Source organism: Bradyrhizobium sp. ISRA430 (genome assembly GCF_029909975.1).
Taxonomy (GTDB): Bacteria; Pseudomonadota; Alphaproteobacteria; order Rhizobiales; family Xanthobacteraceae; genus Bradyrhizobium.
In genome coordinates, this window is sequence record NZ_CP094516.1 from 52,257 (window position 1) to 69,936 (window position 17,680).

Genomic DNA, 17,680 nt, shown 5'->3' on the forward strand with positions numbered 1-17,680 from the left:
TTTATGGCGCGGCGCGCTGGTCATGCTCATCCAGGCAGCATCGCGAATGCGCTCGAGACCATCGCCACCGGCTTGTTGTCGGTGGCGGAGAGCAGCGTGACGCGGCCGAAACTCATGGTGCGCCCGAGCCGCACCACGCGCGCGTCCGCCAGCACGTCGGAGGATGCGATCGCGCGCATGAAATGCGTGGTCTGGTCGACTGTCGTCATCGGCCGGTAGCCGCGATTGGCGGCGAGGATGGCGATCACCATCGCGGTGTCGGCGAGCGCCATCAGCGCCTGGCCGCAGACCACGCCGCCGTGCCGGCACAGGCGTTCCGAAAAGGTCATGCGCAGGGTTGCGCCCGGTTGCCAGTCCGGCACGTCGGCCGGCGCGATGTGGTCGATGTGCTCGACGGAGAGGCCGAGATCCTGGACCCATGGGGCAAAGACCTCGCCGAGCACGCGTCTGGCTTCAGTGATGCCGAACTCCGCTTCGGGCTGCGATTGCATTGCTGTCGTTTCCTCATCTGTTGCCGGTTGTTTCAGCCATTCTGCCCGGATTGGCGCGGCAAAGTCACCCGGTCCGCCGGCGGTCCAGCGGCTTGAAAATGCCCGACTTCACCTTCTAAAATACTGTGCTTGGCAGTGGGTGGACGATGTTGCGTCGATTTGTCTTGGTGTTTTGCCTGGCCGCGCTTGGCCTCGCTTTGAACGGGTGCACCAAATGCGGCCCGATCTGGGACGATTGGCTGTATTCCCCGAAGTCGTGCAGATCGGACCGGCTCTGACGGTTCGTGCGGCCTGCGCGGCGCCCAAGGACTCGTGATGAAGGCCCGTGATAAGGACCGCGGCAACGCTGCGGCAGGAATGATGAGGCGCGGTGATCTGCGCTCTCGATGATCAAGGAGTGAATGATGAAGGTTTTCCGTATGGCGGCGCTACTGGCTGTGCTGGCAGGGCCGGCCTACGCGCAAGCGCCCCATATCAATCTGCTGCAGGACGGCCCCAGCAAGACCGACGATGAAAAGGCTGCGGATGCCGAGCGCGAGCGGGCCTACAAGGACACGCTGAAGAAGATCCCCGACGCCAAGACGGCCAACGATCCCTGGGGCGGGATGCGTTCCGATCCGCCGAAGCCGGCCGCACCGAAGGCCGCGACCTCGACCAAGAAGACCAAGACCGGCACCGCCGCCAACTGACCGAACTCAGCCGGGAGGGCCGCGGTGATGCGGCTCCCGGCGGGACTCCCCTTCGTCAGCCCCCTCCCTACATCTTTGCCAAGGGTTGCGTCGAGGAGGTGAGACATGGCCGATCGTCCGCGGGATCTCGCCGAGCGGATGGCGCGCCGGCGCAGGGCGGCGGTCCGGTCGGCCGAAGTCGCGGGCGACGGCTATCTGCGCGAGACCTTCACCCTGCCGCGCGAGGCCGCACGCGCGCGAGCACGGGCCTTCTTCGCCCGGTACCCCAAGGCCGGCTATATGAGCGAAGTCGAGACCTGGCGCGAGCTGCCCGGCGGCGACATCGAATTCACCATGCGGCGGCTGCCCAGCGCCGACTAAGGCGTGGATCGCTTTAGTCGAAGGATTCGGCGACGATGCGGATGCGGAACACGGGCTCCTTGGATTCGTCCAGAAGCTCCATGTGCCACTCCGAGTTTTCGCGGAGCTTGCGGGCGATGCCGGATGCCATGTCGGCGCAAACGCTGGTCATCTCCTTCCAGGCTGCATCGCGATTAGCGAATTCCGTTGCTTGGTCCGCGCAGCCGGAATAGCGGCCGTTCCGGATTCGAAAGAAATATTGTGGCATGGCTGACACCGATCGCGTAAGGCTGCGCCCCCCGGGGCCATGAGGCGGCCAGTGCAATCCCAAACCGCAGGCAGATCAATTCCGGACCTCTACGGAATTGGCCCCCGCCGCGGCAGCCCGGACTGGCGGCCCGGAGCAAGCCAACATATTGCCGAGCAACGGGCACTTGGAGGCCGTCGCAATATTCCGCGGACAAGCCAAGCTTGCCGTCAAGTCGTGGAAAGTCCACGGCAATCTTGAAAGCGCGCTCCGGAACAAACGCGATCTGATTTCGAGGAAGCTCTGCGGTAAGTCAGGATGACTGACACAGGAACTCTGTTCATGGCCGGAGAACCACGGGCTATTCGATTGAGGTTCACGGAAAATTAGCCATATGGCGCACGTCCTCGCGGCGAGGACCATCGCGCTTAAGAGCCCCCTAAGTTCCGTGAGCACGTCGCTGAACGAACGGCCGCGGAATCGGGACGGTGACCTCGTGCGGGCGTGCATTCGGAAAGATCGAACCAGCATCGGGACGGCACGTGCCTTGCTTTGCCTGACGACGGTGCACAGCGAGGGCACGCGTCATGCTCGGCATTCCCCGACGCTTCAGTCATTTCGTCTTCGGCGTCATCCAGTCCGGTCTCACGTCGCTGATCGCCGCGGGCATTGCCAGCTTTCCGGCCGCAGAAGCGATGCTGTTCGTCAAGCACTGGCTGCTCTCGTGGATGGTCGCCTGGGCCGCGATGCTGCCCATCGTGCTGCTGGCGGCGCCGGCGATCCGCTCGTTCGCGCTGCGGCTCACGCGCGAGGAGGGGAACGCATGATTTGGCCGCAGCGGTCGAAAAAACCCCGCCAGGGGAGAGCCGGGCGGGGCAAAGGTTATTGGAGGCTGAGGTGCTGGGCTGCAACACCATAGCCACGTCACCCTAGCCGGCTCAGCTTACGGCAGCCTGACATGCCGACGGTCAGAATCAGGATCGGCGGCCGCCGCATCGTCGCTAGTGGACACCAAACCCCGCTCAGGGTAGAGCGGGGTCGACTGGGTATGGAGGCTCGATGTTGGTCCACCGGGCAGGATCACGCTAGAAGAGTCGGCTTACAGGCGCCTTACGGCTCGCAACCATAGCCGCGCCAGAGCGGCCGTATACTGCCTCGCGCCGGTCCCAATTTGGACACCCGATCGCAGAACTAGGGACACACAAGTCGGTGACATTCTGAATCGTTCGGCAAGGCCATGGGGGAAACGTGGCGTGCCGATATTGGGGTGGCATCATGGATAACGTAGAGCGGTCTTTCGCCGCCGCGACGGCGGCTGGCTTTGTGGTGCTGGTCGTCGGCATCATCCTGTTGGCGCTGATGTAGGCGACAGGCGCGACTTGGGGGCGGGCGGCGCGTGGCTCGCCTGATTGAAAGACTACCAGTGGCGCGAAGGATGAGTGAAAGAGCGAAACCAGCTAAGGTGCGCCGGGTTCGAGGAATTTTACCCGTCAGGAGCGGTCACGTCGTGGTCTGTGGCAATTGGAGGGGTGTTCACCCCTACTTTGCATGGGGTTGTTTTCCATAATTTTCGCGATGGCGAGGAGACCCGCCAATCGAAGCGGGCTTCACACGGGGTAGGTCGTCCGTAGGCACCGGCCTTGCCGAGCCTAGCTCATTCGCATTAAGGCATTCGAGGTACTACCCGCGAAAGAACATATTGCGAACCTAGAACAAATGGGGTACATTGCTCCTATCGCCGGCCCGCTTCGCCAACCGTTTGTCCATCTCGCGAATCCCCGCCATAAGGAGCACGACCCAATGTCCGCTACTGCCCTGCGTATCGTCGAAGGATCTTCCATGGACAAGAGTAAAGCCCTGGCCGCCGCGCTGTCCCAGATCGAGCGCCAATTCGGCAAGGGTTCGGTGATGAAGCTCGGCAAGAGCGACCGTTCGATGGACATCGAGGCGGTGTCCTCCGGCTCGCTCGGGCTCGATATCGCGCTCGGTATCGGCGGCCTGCCCAAGGGGCGCATCGTTGAGATTTACGGGCCGGAATCCTCGGGCAAGACGACCCTGGCGCTGCATACGGTCGCGGAGGCGCAAAAGAAGGGCGGCATCTGCGCCTTCATCGACGCCGAGCATGCGCTCGACCCGGTCTATGCCCGCAAGCTCGGCGTCAATATCGACGAGCTCCTGATCTCCCAGCCCGACACCGGCGAGCAGGCGCTGGAGATCTGCGACACGTTGGTGCGTTCGGGCGCGGTGGACGTGCTGGTGGTCGATTCGGTTGCGGCGCTGGTGCCGAAGGCCGAGCTCGAAGGCGAGATGGGGGATGCGCTGCCGGGTCTCCAGGCCCGTCTGATGAGCCAGGCGCTGCGCAAGCTGACGGCCTCCATCAACAAGTCCAACACCATGGTGATCTTCATCAACCAGATCCGCATGAAGATCGGCGTGATGTACGGTTCGCCTGAGACCACGACCGGTGGCAATGCGCTGAAGTTCTACGCCTCCGTCCGTCTCGACATCCGCCGCATCGGTGCGATCAAGGAGCGTGACGAGGTCGTCGGCAACACCACGCGCGTGAAGGTGGTGAAGAACAAGCTGGCGCCGCCGTTCAAGCAGGTCGAATTCGACATCATGTACGGTGAGGGCGTCTCCAAGATGGGCGAAATCCTCGATCTCGGCGTCAAGGCTGGCATCGTCGAAAAGTCCGGCGCCTGGTTCTCCTATGACAGCCAGCGCCTCGGCCAGGGCCGCGAGAACTCGAAAGCGTTCCTGAAGGCCAATCCCGACATCACCGCCAAGATCGAGACCTCGATCCGCCAGAACTCCGGCCTGATCGCCGAGCAGATTTTGGCCGGCGCCCCGGAGCGTGATGCCGACGGCGAAGAGCCGACCGAGGAGTAGGCTTAGAGGCAGATTTTCGCGAGGAGCGGGCGCTGAGGACGTTGAGTTGCCGACGTCTTCGGCGCCCGCTTCGTTTTGTGTGGGGTGCTGAGGCAAATGAAGCGCGTAATCCTGACCAGTTCGTCCGGCCTTTGCCTTATCCCTGCGAACCGCGCGGATGTGGTTGTTTCCCTCATCTTCCGGTTTGTCTGGGGACCATTGCCCTCACAGGATCACTTGGCCGGCCATCTCGCCTCACGCTCGCCCTATCTCGAAACCCACTGGTCGCAGTTTATCCGTGGGCCTTCGCGGGTCAGCCGCCTGCGCAAGAATCGGGCGTTGGTTCACTTCTGTGAGAACTTCGACGTTGTCGAGTTGTGGTTCGATCGGAATCCGAATGATCAATTGCAACTGATTTGGATCCTCGAATACCTGCGTTCTGATCCCGCCACCGCCTCGCGTTTGCGGTTGTGCCTGCCTGATATCGATCTGGCCGGATCGGACAGTCAAGGGCTTTGCACCCGTGCTGTGCGAGATGTCGACGTCACGGAAGACGAGCTTGAGACCGCAAGCATGGCCTGGGAGGCCTACCGAGCACCCACGCCTGAGGCCTGCTTCTATCTATCGGGGAGGAAGCTGAGCGCCCTGCCGCTGCTAAGCCCGACCTTGAGGGAACTGCTTGCAGAACTGCCGTCGTCGACGACGGGACTTGGCGCTACCGAAATGCGATTTCTCAAGCTGATTGCGAGCGGGTGTATCCGCACGAGGCGGCTGTTTGAACTGCGGGGACCCGCCGACGTACATGTATTCGATCAATGGGAATCGGAGGCGTTGCTCGAAGGGCTCGCGTTCGGTCCGATGCCGGCGGTCGCCGGTCTGGATGAGGAACTGGCTACACTTACCCCCGACCACGCGAGACATCGTTACGCCGCCTATCGCCGGAGCCGGCTGGCGCTGACGGAATTCGGCAAAGCGGTCCTTGCGGGTCGGGAAGATTTCCGCCGCCACAATCCGATCAAGCGCTGGTGGGGCGGCACCCTTCTGACCAACGAACGGCTCTGGCGCTGGGATGCACAAAGCGGCTCGCTGGTGGCACCGTGACGGCTTACTCCGCCGCCTGCGCGTAGTCGCTCACCGGCGGGCAGGAGCACACGAGGTTACGATCACCATAGACGTTGTCGACGCGGCCCACCGGGCACCAGTATTTGTCGGTGCGCGAGGTGCCGGCGGGGAAGCAGCCTTCAGCGCGGCTGTAGGCGCGCGTCCAATTGTCGTCGGCGATGTCGTGCACGGTGTGCGGCGCAAGGCGCAGCGGCGATGCCTCGATCTTGAAGCGGCCGGCCTCGACCTCGGCGATCTCCTTGCGGATCGCGATCATCGCATCGCAGAAGCGATCCAGCTCCGCTTTCGATTCCGACTCGGTCGGCTCGATCATCAGCGTGCCCGGCACCGGGAAGCTCATGGTCGGGGCGTGGAAGCCGTAATCGATCAGCCGCTTGGCGATGTCGTCGACGGTGACGCCGGACGTATTCTTCAGCGGCCGCGGGTCGACGATGCACTCATGCGCGACCCGACCCCTGGCATTCTTGTAGAGCACCGGGAAGTGCGGCGCGAGCCGTGCCGCGACGTAGTTTGCGTTGAGGATCGCGATCTCGGTCGCACGCTTCAAGCCTTCACCACCCATCATCAGGATGTAGATGTAGGAGATGGTCAGGATCGAGGCCGAGCCGAACGGCGCGGCCGAGACCGGACCGGTCGGCGCGTCGGCGTTCGTCGCAGGATGGCCGGGCAGGAACGGCGCGAGATGCGCCTTGACGCCGATCGGGCCCATGCCCGGACCGCCGCCGCCATGCGGGATGCAGAAGGTCTTGTGCAGGTTGAGATGGCTGACATCGGCGCCGTAGTCGCCCGGCCGCGACAGGCCGACCTGCGCATTGAGGTTGGCGCCGTCGAGATAGACCTGGCCGCCATGGCCGTGGACGATGTCGCAGATCTCGCGGATGTGCTCCTCGAACACGCCGTGCGTCGAGGGATAGGTGATCATGACAGCAGCGAGATCGTTCGAATGCTTCTCCGCTTTGGCGCGGAGATCGCTGACATCGACGTCGCCATTCTTCTCGCAGGCGACCACGACCACCTCCATGCCGACCATCGCCGCGGAGGCCGGGTTGGTGCCGTGAGCGGAGGAGGGAATCAGGCAGACCTTGCGGTGGCTCTCTCCGCGCGAGGTGTGATAGCCGCGGATCGCGAGCAGGCCGGCATATTCGCCCTGTGCCCCCGAATTCGGCTGCAGCGAGATCGCGTCATAGCCGGTGATGTCGCACAGCCACTTTTCCAGCCGCGCAAACAGCGCGTGATAGCCTTGTGCCTGCTCGCGCGGCGCGAAGGGATGCAGGGAGCCGAACTCCGGCCAGGTCAGCGGCATCATCTCGGTGGTCGCGTTCAGCTTCATCGTGCAGGAGCCGAGCGGGATCATCGCGCGGTCGAGCGCGAGGTCGCGATCGCTGAGCTTGCGCATGTAGCGCAGCATCTCGGTCTCCGAGCGATGCGCGTGGAACACCGGATGGGTGAGGAAGCCGGTCGTTCGCCTCAAGGCGTCCGGCAGCGCTTCGCGCGTCGCTGCGTCGATCTCGGCATAGGACAAGGTGCCGCCGAAGGCGCGCCAGACAGCTTCGACGGTGGCGGGCGTGGTGGTCTCGTCCAGCGCGATGCGCAAGGCCGCGCCACCGAGGCCGAGATTGATCTTTTCGGCGACGGCGCGGGCGACGATCGCGTCGCGCTGCGGGCCGGCATCCACCGTCACCGTGTCGAAGAAGGATTCGGACTGTGGCGCGAAGCCGAGCTTGCGCAGGCCGGTCGCCAGCACCGCGGTGCGGCGATGCGCGGTACGCGCGATCTGCGTCAAGCCTTCGGGGCCGTGATAGACCGCATACATCGACGCGATCACGGCGAGCAGCACCTGCGCCGTGCAGATGTTGGAGGTCGCCTTCTCGCGGCGGATGTGCTGCTCGCGGGTCTGCAACGCGAGGCGGTAGGCCGGCGCGCCGCGCGAGTCCACGGAAAGCCCGACGATGCGGCCGGGCAGCGAGCGCTTCAGCGCATCGCGCACCGCCATGTAGGCCGCATGCGGTCCGCCATAGCCCATCGGCACGCCGAAGCGCTGCGCCGAGCCGATCGCGATGTCGGCGCCGAGTTCGCTGGGTGAGGCGAGCAGCGTCAGTGCCAGCAGATCGGCGGCAACGATCGCGAGTGCGCCCTTGGCGCGCAGTGTCGCAATCGCGGGCCGCAGGTCGCGCACCGCGCCCGAACTGCCCGGATACTGCAGCAGCGCACCAAGCACGTCTGCCTTGTCGAGATCAGCGAGGGGATCGCCGACGATCAGGGTCCAGCCCAAGGGTTCTGCGCGGGTGCGCATCACTGCGAGCGTCTGCGGATGCACGTCCTTGTCGACGAAGAAGGCCTTCGCCTTCACCTGCGAGTGCCGCTCGGCGAGCGCCATGGCTTCCGCCGCCGCGGTCGCCTCGTCGAGCAGCGAGGCATTGGCGACGTCAAGCCCGGTGAGGTCGCAGATCATGGTCTGGAAGTTGAACAGCGCCTCCAGCCGGCCCTGGCTGATCTCGGGCTGGTAGGGCGTGTAGGCGGTGTACCAGGCGGGGTTCTCCAGGATGTTGCGCTGGATGACCGCGGGCAGGATCGTGCCGGAATAGCCCTGGCCGATCAGCGAGGTGAACACCTGGTTCTGCGCGGCGAGCTCGCCCATATGCGCGATCGCTTCGGTCTCGCTCAAGGGCTTGCCGAGATCGAGCGGGGCAATCTGCCGGATCGAGGCGGGCAGCGTCTCCGCCATCAGCGCGTCGACGCTTTTGGCGCCGACGGTGTCCAGCATCGCGGCGACATCGTACGCCGACGGGCCGATATGGCGGCGGACGAAGGTGGCGGCGATCTCGCCGATGGACTTGCGGTGCGCGGTCATCATGGGTCCTCGCATTAGATTTCTCGGTCATGCCCCGCGAAGGCGGGGCATCCAGTAAACGCAACCGTTCGAGCTTGAGCTGATAGGCCGCGGCGTACTGGATCGTCCGCCGGAGCCTGTCGTCCGGCCGGCCCAAGGCCGGACCGGATGGCGGACGATGCCACGGAGAGTTGGGTCAGAGTTCGCGTCATCTCACGCCGTGTGCGCCTTGTAGGCGGCTTCATCCATCAGGCCGCCGAGCTCGCTCTTGTCGGCAATTTTGATCTTGAAGAACCAGGCCTGACCCTGCGCGTCCGAGTTGACCAGCGCCGGCTCGCCGGCGAGGGCCTCGTTGATCTCGATCACCTCGCCCGAGATCGGCGCGTAGACGTCGGAGGCGGCCTTCACGGACTCTACGACTGCCGCGGCTTCCGTCTTCTTGAGCGTGCGGCCGATCTTGGGCAGTTCGACGAACACGACGTCGCCGAGTTGCTCCTGTGCATAGTTGGTGATGCCGACGGTGGCGACATCGCCGTCGATGGCCAGCCATTCATGGTCGGAGGTGTACAGCATCGTGGTCATTCTCGATCCTCAGCGTTTGTAGGTGTTCTTCACGAAAGGCATGGCGGCGACTTGCATGGCTAAGCGCTGGCCGCGCACCTCGGCGAAAAGCTGCGTGCCGAGCGCGCTCTGTGCGGTGGGCACGTAGCCCATCGCCACCGGCGCATTCAGGCTCGGGCCGAAGCCGCCCGAGGTGACCTTTCCGATCGGCTCGCTCGATGTCACGTCCGCAAACAGCAGCGCGCCCTCGCGCACCGGCGCGCGGCCCTCAGTGCGCAGGCCGACGCGGCGGCGGCTCGCGCCCTGATCGAAATGGGCGAGGATCTTTGCAGCACCGGGAAAACCGCCGGCGCGGGCGCCGCCGGTGCGGCGGCTTTTCTGCACCGACCATTCCAGTGCGGCCTCGACCGGCGTGGTCGTGGCGTCGATATCATGGCCGTAGAGGCAGAGCCCGGCCTCGAGCCGCAGGCTGTCGCGCGCGCCGAGCCCGACCGGCAGCACGTCGGAATTGTCGAGCAGAATTTTGGCAAGCCGCTCGGCATCGCCGCCGGGAACCGAGATCTCGAACCCGTCCTCGCCGGTGTAGCCTGAACGCGAGACGAAGCAATCGAGGCCGTCGACCTTGCGCGGCCCGGCATCCATGAACTTCATGGAAGGCGCCTCTGCACAAAGTTTCGCCAGCGCAGCTTCCGCCTTCGGGCCCTGCAGGGCGATCAGCGCGCGCTGGCTAAGCGAATCGATGATGCAGTCGTCCGAGAGGTGCGCGCGCAGATGCGCCTCGTCCTCAGCCTTGCAGGCGGCGTTGACGACCAGGAACAGGTGATCGCCGAAATTGGCGACCATCAGATCGTCTAGGATGCCGCCGTCCGGATTGGTGAATTGGGCGTAGCGCTGTCGGCCCGGGGCGAGCGCCACGATGTCCTGCGGTACCAGCTTTTCCAGCGCCTTTGCCGCATCCTCGACCTTGCCGGATTTCGGTCGTAGTGCGATTTGGCCCATGTGAGACACGTCGAACAAGCCGGCGGAAGCTCGGGTATGGAGGTGTTCCTTCAGGACGCCTGCGGGGTACTGCACCGGCATTTCATAGCCCGCAAACGGCACCATCTTGCCGCCGAGGGACACGTGCAGCCCGTAGAGGGGGGTACGTCTGAGGGAGTTTTGGTCTTCGCGCGCTAGCATCACAGGGGCCCTCGCGGTTCCCGGGGACGATTCCCCGATGGAAACCAGTCGAAGCCCCATCTGTCGCTGTGCCTGAGAGTATTATCCCGTCGGCGGGTGCCACCCGGGCTTCAAGCCCGTCGGCGCCTCTTTCCAGATGCTGTCAAAGCCACGCGGTCCTTTTGCCTGAGAGTTTCCGGGGCGGTTGCTCCTTCGGCGCCGGCTACCAAAAGCCGGTCTCTCCCGACGTGGCCGTACGATACAGGTAGGTACAGAACACGGCACGGCCAAGGCTGTCAACGCGTCCAGAACGCCTATCAACGGTCGATTGCGCGCCTGCGGCAACCCTCTGATCTGCCTGCACAGTTTCTGGACAGTGAAGCTGGCCTTGTCTAAAAGCGCATTCGCCCGCAGATATCAGCCTAAATCTTCCGGTTTGGATGGCGTGAAGCGGGTCCAAGCATACCCGATTGGATGAACATGAGCGGCGTTAACGAGATCAGATCGACCTTTCTGAACTTCTTTGCCAAGAACGGCCACGAGATCGTGCCGTCCTCGCCATTGGTGCCGCGCAACGACCCGACGTTGATGTTCACCAATGCCGGCATGGTGCAGTTCAAGAACGTCTTCACCGGCATGGAGAAGCGGCCCTATCAGCGCGCCACCACCTCGCAGAAATGCGTGCGCGCCGGCGGCAAGCACAATGACCTCGACAATGTCGGCTACACCGCGCGCCATCTCACCTTCTTCGAGATGCTCGGCAACTTCTCCTTCGGCGACTATTTCAAGGAGCGCGCGATCGAGCTCGCCTGGAATCTGATCACCAAGGATTTCGGGCTGAAGAAGGAGAAGCTGCTTGTCACCGTCTATCACACCGACGACGAGGCGGCCGGCTATTGGAAGAAGATCGCGGGCTTCTCCGATGACCGCATCATCCGCATCCCGACCTCGGACAATTTCTGGGCGATGGGCGATACGGGGCCGTGCGGTCCGTGCTCGGAGATCTTCATCGACCGCGGCGAGCACATCTGGGGCGGCCCTCCGGGCAGCCCGGAAGAGGACGGCGATCGCTTCCTCGAATTCTGGAATCTCGTCTTCATGCAGTTCGAGCAGGTGACGAAGGAGGAGCGCGTGCCGCTGCCGCGTCCCTCGATCGACACCGGCATGGGGCTCGAGCGCATGGCCTGCATCCTGCAGGGCGTCGAGAGCGTCTTCGAGACCGATCTTTTCCGCAACCTGATCGATGCGACGGCGTCCGCGCTTGGCAGCGGACCGAACGAGCAGACCGTCGCCTCGTTCCGCGTCATCGCCGACCACTTACGCTCCTCGGCCTTCCTCGTCTCTGACGGCGTGCTGCCCTCGAACGAGGGCCGCGGCTATGTGCTGCGCCGGATCATGCGCCGTGCGATGCGCCATGCGCAGCTCCTGGGCGCGAAAGAGCCGCTGATGCATCGCCTGGTCTGGGCGCTGGTCCGCGAGATGGGTCAGGCCTATCCGGAGCTGGTGCGCGCGGAGAAGCTGATCGAGGAAACGCTCCGGCTGGAAGAGACCCGCTTCCGCAAGACGCTGGTGCGCGGCCTTGCCATCCTCGACGAGAAGTCGGCCTCCTTGCAGAAGGGCGACATGTTCGACGGCGACGTCGCCTTCACCCTCTACGACACCTATGGTTTTCCGCTCGATCTGACGCAGGACGCGCTGAAGTCGCGCGGCATCGGCGTCGATCAAGCTGCCTTCTCTGACGCGATGGAGCGTCAGCGCGAGAAGGCGCGCGCGTCGTGGGCGGGCTCTGGCGAGGCGGCCAGCGAAGCGATCTGGTTCCCGCTGCGCGAACGGCTCGGAGCGACCGAATTCCTGGGATACGAGACCGAGAGTGCCGAGGGCGTCGTCGCGGCGCTGGTCAAGGACGGCAAGGAAACCGACAGCCTCAAGGCCGGCGAGACCGGCTCGATCGTGCTCAATCAGACGCCGTTCTATGCGGAGTCCGGCGGCCAGGTCGGCGATACCGGCGTGATGGTCGGCGAGGGCGGGATCAAATTCCGCGTCACCGAGACCCAGAAGAAGGTCGGCGATCTCTTCGTTCATACCGGCACGCTGGAGCAGGGTGCGTTGAAGATCGGCACTGCGCTGCAGCTCGACGTCGATCACGCGCGGCGCTCCTCGATCCGCGCCAACCATTCGGCGACGCATCTTCTCCACGAGGCGCTGCGCCAGGTGCTCGGCGACCACATCGCCCAGCGCGGCTCGCTGGTCGCGCCCGACCGCCTGCGCTTCGACTTCGTGCATCCGAAGCCGATTACGGCGGAGGAGCTTGCTCGCGTCGAGGACATCGCCAACGATGTGGTCCTGGAAAATGACGAGGTCACGACCCGCATCATGGGCGTCGACGAGGCCCGCGAGGCCGGCGCCCGCGCGCTGTTCGGTGAGAAATATGGCGACGAGGTTCGCGTCGTCTCGATGGGCAAGACCGCGCGCGAGCACGGCGCCAACGCGCTCGGCTGGTCGGTCGAGCTTTGCGGCGGCACTCACGTCAGGCGCACCGGCGATATCGGCCTGATCACGCTGACAAGCGAGAGCGCGGTTGCGTCCGGCGTCCGCCGCATCGAGGCGCTCACGGGGCGTTTCGCGCGTAAGCACGCCAACGACACCATCTCGCTGGCGAAGACCGCGGCGGCCGAGTTGCGCACCTCGATCGAGGACGTCCCGGCGCGCATCACCGCGCTGATGGACGAGCGCAAGAAGCTCGAGCGCGAGCTCTCGGACGCGCGCAGGAAGCTCGCGATGGGCGGCGGCGCGTCCGCCGGCAACGGCGCGGCAGCGGGCGTGCGCGAGGTCGGCGACGTCAAGCTGATGGCGCGCGCGGTCGAGGGCATCGAGATGAAGGATCTCAAGAGCCTCGCCGACGACGGCAAGAAGCAGATCGGCTCCGGCGTGGTCGCGATCGTCGGCGTCACCGAGGACGGCAAGGCCGGCGTGGTGGTCGGCGTCACGCCGGACCTCACCTCGCGTTTCAATGCCGTCAACCTGGTTCGCATCGCCTCCGAAGCGCTCGGCGGCAAGGGCGGCGGCGGCCGGCCCGACATGGCTCAGGCCGGCGGTCCGGATGGCGCCAATGCGGCGGCGGCGCTCTCGGCGATCGAAAAAGCCATGGTCGGCGCGTAGGCGCCGTGCGCCTCGTTCCGCGAGGACGTGGGCTTCGCGATCCCAATTTGAGGGATCGCCTCTACGAATTGCTGGAACATGATCCGTTGGCCTATTCGGCCGGGTCGCGCTTCATCCAGCTCATCATCGGCGTCATCGTGCTCGACGTAATCGCGATGACGCTCGCCTCGGTGCCGGACCTGGACGCGCAGTTCGGTCTGCTGTTTTCGGCGCTTGCCATCCTGTCCGTGATCGTGTTCGCGCTGGAATATGCCGCGCGGCTGTGGACGGTGGCGGGCCACACGCCGCGCACGGGCTCGGCGCTCGCGGACCGGCTCGGCTACGTCTTCTCCGCGCTCGGCATCATCGACCTCATGGCGTTCCTCCCCGCTGGAATCGTGCTGGCGACGGGGCGGCACGCGACGCTGGCCGCGCTCGGCGTGCTGCCGTTCTTCAAGCTGATCCGCTATTCGCCGGCGATGCGCTCGCTGCTTGCCGCTGTGCACGCCGAACGGCGGGCGCTGATCGGGTGCATCGTCATCCTGTTCGGTGTGGTGCTCACCTTCGCTTCGCTGCTCTATGCCATCGAGCGCGACGTGCAGCCGGACAAGCTCGGCACCATCCCGCAGGCGATGTGGTGGGCGATCGTGACGCTCGGCACCGTCGGCTATGGCGACGTCGTGCCGGTGACGCCGCTCGGAAAATTCGTTTCCGTCTTCGCCATCATCAGCGGCTTTGCCATGATCGCGCTGCCGGTCGCGATCATCTCCACCGCCTTTGCCGAAGAGGTGAAGCGGCGCGACTTCGTCGTCACCTGGGGCATGCTGGCGCGGGTGCCGCTGTTCTCGCATCTGTCGGCAGCGGAGATCGCCGACATCATGCGGCTCTTGCGGGCGCGCACCATCGAGCAGGGTGAGATCCTGGTCCGGCGGGGCGATGCCGCCACGTCGATGTATTTCATCACCGCCGGCGAGGTCGAGATCGAGCTGCCGAGCCAGCACGTGCGCCTTGCCGACGGCACCTTCTTCGGCGAGATCGCGCTGCTGCACAAAACCAAGCGCAGCGGCACGGTGACCGCGACGCGCAAGACCCGTCTCCTCGTGCTCGACGCCCAGGACTTTCATGCACTGATCGAACGCATGCCGACACTGGCCGCCCACGTCCGCAAGACCGCCGAGGCGCGGCTGGGGGAGACGGGCGATCTCGCGATGGCCGAGCTGGCGCAGGCGGAGCGCGAGGGCTCCGACCGATGATGCTGCGGCTACATCAACCCTTGCGCAGGAAGATGTACTGGGCCGAGTAGGGCGCGCTCCCGAACTCGCCGGTCCTCTCGCATGCGCCGTCGAGCTTGCCGAGCAAAGGTCTCGTCATTGCGGGGAGTCTTTGCGACGGAGCAATCCAGACTTGTCCCATGGAGGGATTCTGGATTGCTTCGCTGCGCTCGCAATGACGAGGTGGCGGATGGCAGCTTACGCCGCCAGCGCCTTGCCCAGGTTCTCGGCGACCTTGTCCAGGAAGCCGGTGGTCGAGAGCCAGCGCTGGTCGGCGCCGACGAGCAGCGCGAGGTCCTTGGTCATGTAGCCGTCTTCGACGGTGTCGACGCAGACCTTCTCCAGGGTGGTCGCGAACTTCGCGAGCTGCGGATTGTTGTCGAGCTTGGCGCGGTGGGCGAGACCACGGGTCCAGGCGAAGATCGACGCGATCGAGTTGGTCGAGGTCTCCTTGCCCTTCTGGTGCTCGCGGTAGTGGCGCGTCACGGTGCCGTGGGCGGCTTCGGCTTCCACCGTCTTGCCGTCGGGGGTGAGCAGCACCGAGGTCATCAGGCCGAGCGAGCCGTAGCCCTGCGCGACGGTGTCGGACTGCACGTCACCGTCGTAGTTCTTACAGGCCCAGACATAGCCGCCGGACCACTTCAGCGCCGAGGCGACCATGTCGTCGATCAGGCGGTGCTCGTAGGTCAGGCCCTTGGCGTCGAATTCCTTCTTGAACTCGCGGTCGAAGATGTCCTGGAAGATGTCCTTGAAGCGGCCGTCATAGACCTTGAGGATGGTGTTCTTGGTCGAGAGATAGACCGGATAATTGCGCATCAGGCCGTAGTTGAACGACGCGCGCGCGAAGTCGATGATGGAATCGTCGAGATTGTACATCTCCATGGCGACGCCGGCGCCGGGGGCCTTGAACACTTCCTTCTCGATCACGGTGCCGTCCTCGCCGACGAACTTCAGCGAGAGGGTGCCCTTGCCCGGGAACTTAATGTCGGTGGCGCGGTACTGGTCGCCATAGGCGTGGCGGCCGATGATGATCGGCTTGGTCCAGCCGGGAACGAGGCGCGGCACGTTCTTGCAGATGATCGGCTCGCGGAAGATGCAGCCGCCGAGGATGTTGCGGATGGTGCCGTTCGGCGACTTCCACATCTGCTTGAGGTTGAACTCCTTCACCCGGGCCTCGTCCGGGGTGATGGTAGCGCACTTGACGCCGACGCCGACCTTCTTGATCGCCTCGGCCGCATCGATGGTCACCTGATCGTTGGTCTTGTCGCGGTACTCCATCCCCAGGTCGAAATAGAGCAGTTCGACATCGAGGAACGGGTTGATCAGCTTGTCCTTGATGTACTGCCAGATGATCCGGGTCATCTCGTCGCCATCGAGTTCGACGACGGGGTTGGTCACCTTGATTTTTGCCATGATCGGGGAAGCCTCTTGGGAACGGCGCCTCGGGCGCCAACTGGAATGTCCGGCGCCTCATAGCACCGGGAAGCGGCGGGCGAAAGCCAAGTGATTATGCACTTTTAGCCCATCCAGCTTCCGCAGACGGGGAGCCGCGGGCGATCGCCGGCCGCCCCCGCGGATGAAGTTTCAGGCGAGATTCAAAAGTCGATTCTAACCCCGTTATTTCCCTTGAGAATTTTGTCAGGACAGGCAAACGACAGGCGGACGGGGCCGGCCCAAGGGCGCGGCTTGAATCAATTCTTTGGAACGCCTGCGCAAGGCCTTGAGAGATAGCGTGAAAGCAAAGCGAGATGTCGGGGACTGACAAGAGCAAAGCGGGCCTCGCCCTCGACGGTCCGATTGTGATCCTGGTCGAGCCGCAGCTCGGTGAGAACATCGGCATGGCGGCGCGCGCCATGGGCAATTTCGCCCTGAGCCGCTTACGCATCGTCAACCCCCGCGACGGTTGGCCCAACATCGCCGCTCAGCGCGCGGCCGCCGGCGCCGACCACATCCTGGAGCGGGTCGAGCTGTTCGATACGGTCGAGGAGGCGGTCGCCGATCTCGATCTGCTGTTCGCCGCCACCGCCCGCGCCCATGACCAGGCCAAGCCGGTGGTCGGGCCCGAGGCGGCCGCGGCCGAGATTTCGGGGCACATTGCGGCAGGGGGCGCGGCTGGCATCCTGTTCGGCCGCGAGCGCTGGGGGCTGACCAACGAGGAGGTGGGCCTCGCCAACCGCATCGTCACCTTCCCGGTCAATCCCGGCTTTGCGTCGCTGAACCTCGCCCAGGCGGTGCTGCTGGTCGGCTATGAATGGTTCAAGCAGGCGACATCCGGCGCGCTGCCGCACGGCATGCCGGAGCGCTCCGAGCGCGCCTCGCAACACCAGATGCAGGCCTTCTTCGATAACCTCGTGCGCGAGCTCGATCGGGTCGAGTTTTTACGTCCGCCCGAGAAGCGCGACACCATGCTGGTCAACCTGCGCAACATTTTCACGCGGATGGAGCCGACCAAGCAGGACATGCACACCCTGCACGGCGTGGTCATGGCGATCGCCGAGGGACGCAAGGGCCCGGCCAAGGGCGGCGTGCTCGACGGCGAGCAGGCGACGCGGCTGCGCGCGCTTCTGGCCGAGCACGGGCAGAGCGGGCTGCCCGACAGCGGCAGCACGGTGCGCGGGCTCGCGCGACTGCTCCGCCGCAACCCGACCGACGCCGAGCGCCTGCTCTGGCAGGCGCTCACCCGCGACCGCCGCTTCGCCGGCCAGTTCAAGCGCCAGACCCCGGTCGGCCGCCACATTCCGGACTTCGTCTCGTTTCCGCACCGGATCGCGATCGAGCTGGTGAACGTCGGCGAGGGCGAGACCATTGTCGCCGACCGCGCCGCAAGGCGGGCGTGGCTGGAGGCGCGGGACTACCGGGTCATCGAGATGCGGGCCACGGAGGTGGAGCACGATCTGGAAGCGGAGCTGGCGCGGCTGCAAGCTCTCGTGAGTGCAACGAGCGCCTAGAGCCGCCTTCGCGCTTCC

Annotated in this window: 14 protein-coding genes and 1 riboswitch; of the genes, 8 read left to right on the forward strand and 6 right to left on the reverse strand. The window is 65.0% G+C overall.

From position 1 onward, the window contains the following. Nucleotides 1-26: 26 nt before the first annotated feature. Complete coding sequence (locus MTX21_RS00300; protein WP_280969967.1) at nt 27-491, reverse strand: PaaI family thioesterase; 465 nt, start codon at nt 489-491, stop codon at nt 27-29. Between the two features lie 404 nt (nt 492-895). On the opposite strand from MTX21_RS00300, the gene MTX21_RS00305 reads away from it, so the two are divergent. Then, entirely contained in the window at nt 896-1,180 is a 285-nt protein-coding gene (locus MTX21_RS00305; protein WP_280969968.1) for a hypothetical protein, read from the forward strand. A 105-nt stretch (nt 1,181-1,285) separates the two neighbouring features. Then, entirely contained in the window at nt 1,286-1,540 is a 255-nt protein-coding gene (locus tag MTX21_RS00310) for a hypothetical protein (protein WP_280969969.1), read from the forward strand. A 13-nt stretch (nt 1,541-1,553) separates the two neighbouring features. On the opposite strand, the gene MTX21_RS00315 is transcribed toward MTX21_RS00310, so the two are convergent. After that, entirely contained in the window at nt 1,554-1,787 is a 234-nt protein-coding gene (locus tag MTX21_RS00315) for a hypothetical protein (protein WP_280969970.1), read from the reverse strand. 566 nt (nt 1,788-2,353) lie between these two features. Between MTX21_RS00315 and MTX21_RS00320 the strand changes: the two genes are divergently transcribed. The 3 genes from MTX21_RS00320 to MTX21_RS00330 all read left to right on the forward strand — a co-directional run bounded on the left by MTX21_RS00320 (nt 2,354) and on the right by MTX21_RS00330 (nt 5,735). Continuing rightward, the gene (locus tag MTX21_RS00320; protein WP_280969971.1) at nt 2,354-2,593 is read left to right on the forward strand and encodes a DUF2798 domain-containing protein; all 240 of its coding nucleotides are present in this window, start codon (nt 2,354-2,356) and stop codon (nt 2,591-2,593) included. A 973-nt stretch (nt 2,594-3,566) separates the two neighbouring features. After that, nucleotides 3,567-4,655: a recombinase RecA gene (recA, locus tag MTX21_RS00325; RefSeq protein ID WP_280969972.1), complete on the forward strand. Its 1,089-nt coding sequence runs from the start codon at nt 3,567-3,569 to the stop codon at nt 4,653-4,655. Nucleotides 4,656-4,751: 96 nt separating this feature from the next. Beyond that, the gene (locus tag MTX21_RS00330; protein ID WP_280969973.1) at nt 4,752-5,735 is read left to right on the forward strand and encodes a DUF1835 domain-containing protein; all 984 of its coding nucleotides are present in this window, start codon (nt 4,752-4,754) and stop codon (nt 5,733-5,735) included. A gap of 4 nt (nt 5,736-5,739) precedes the next feature. On the opposite strand, the gene gcvP is transcribed toward MTX21_RS00330, so the two are convergent. The 3 genes from gcvP to gcvT all read right to left on the reverse strand — a co-directional run bounded on the left by gcvP (nt 5,740) and on the right by gcvT (nt 10,326). Beyond that, nucleotides 5,740-8,607: an aminomethyl-transferring glycine dehydrogenase gene (gene gcvP / locus MTX21_RS00335; protein ID WP_280970935.1), complete on the reverse strand. Its 2,868-nt coding sequence runs from the start codon at nt 8,605-8,607 to the stop codon at nt 5,740-5,742. A 192-nt stretch (nt 8,608-8,799) separates the two neighbouring features. Then, nucleotides 8,800-9,168 (reverse strand): glycine cleavage system protein GcvH, encoded by a 369-nt coding sequence (gene gcvH / locus MTX21_RS00340; protein WP_280969974.1) that lies wholly within the window; start codon nt 9,166-9,168, stop codon nt 8,800-8,802. Between the two features lie 9 nt (nt 9,169-9,177). Next, nucleotides 9,178-10,326 carry a glycine cleavage system aminomethyltransferase GcvT gene (gcvT, locus tag MTX21_RS00345; protein ID WP_280969975.1) on the reverse strand — a complete coding sequence of 383 codons (1,149 nt, stop codon included), beginning with the start codon at nt 10,324-10,326 and terminating at the stop codon, nt 9,178-9,180. Nucleotides 10,327-10,470: 144 nt separating this feature from the next. Then, a riboswitch (glycine riboswitch) is annotated at nt 10,471-10,561 on the reverse strand. A 224-nt stretch (nt 10,562-10,785) separates the two neighbouring features. On the opposite strand from gcvT, the gene alaS reads away from it, so the two are divergent. Together alaS and MTX21_RS00355 are read left to right on the forward strand one after the other, a co-directional pair. Further along, nucleotides 10,786-13,464 carry an alanine--tRNA ligase gene (gene alaS / locus MTX21_RS00350; RefSeq protein ID WP_280969976.1) on the forward strand — a complete coding sequence of 893 codons (2,679 nt, stop codon included), beginning with the start codon at nt 10,786-10,788 and terminating at the stop codon, nt 13,462-13,464. A 5-nt stretch (nt 13,465-13,469) separates the two neighbouring features. Further along, a complete protein-coding gene (locus MTX21_RS00355) occupies nt 13,470-14,696 on the forward strand; it encodes a cyclic nucleotide-gated ion channel (protein ID WP_280969977.1) in 1,227 nt (408 codons plus the stop codon). Between the two features lie 216 nt (nt 14,697-14,912). Here the strand turns inward: MTX21_RS00355 and MTX21_RS00360 are convergent, their stop codons facing one another. Next, on the reverse strand, nt 14,913-16,127 hold the full coding sequence (locus MTX21_RS00360; protein WP_280969978.1) for an NADP-dependent isocitrate dehydrogenase: 1,215 nt from the start codon (nt 16,125-16,127) through the stop codon (nt 14,913-14,915). A 335-nt stretch (nt 16,128-16,462) separates the two neighbouring features. Between MTX21_RS00360 and MTX21_RS00365 the strand changes: the two genes are divergently transcribed. Further along, a complete protein-coding gene (locus MTX21_RS00365) occupies nt 16,463-17,662 on the forward strand; it encodes a TrmJ/YjtD family RNA methyltransferase (RefSeq protein WP_280969979.1) in 1,200 nt (399 codons plus the stop codon). Nucleotides 17,663-17,680 lie beyond the last annotated feature (18 nt).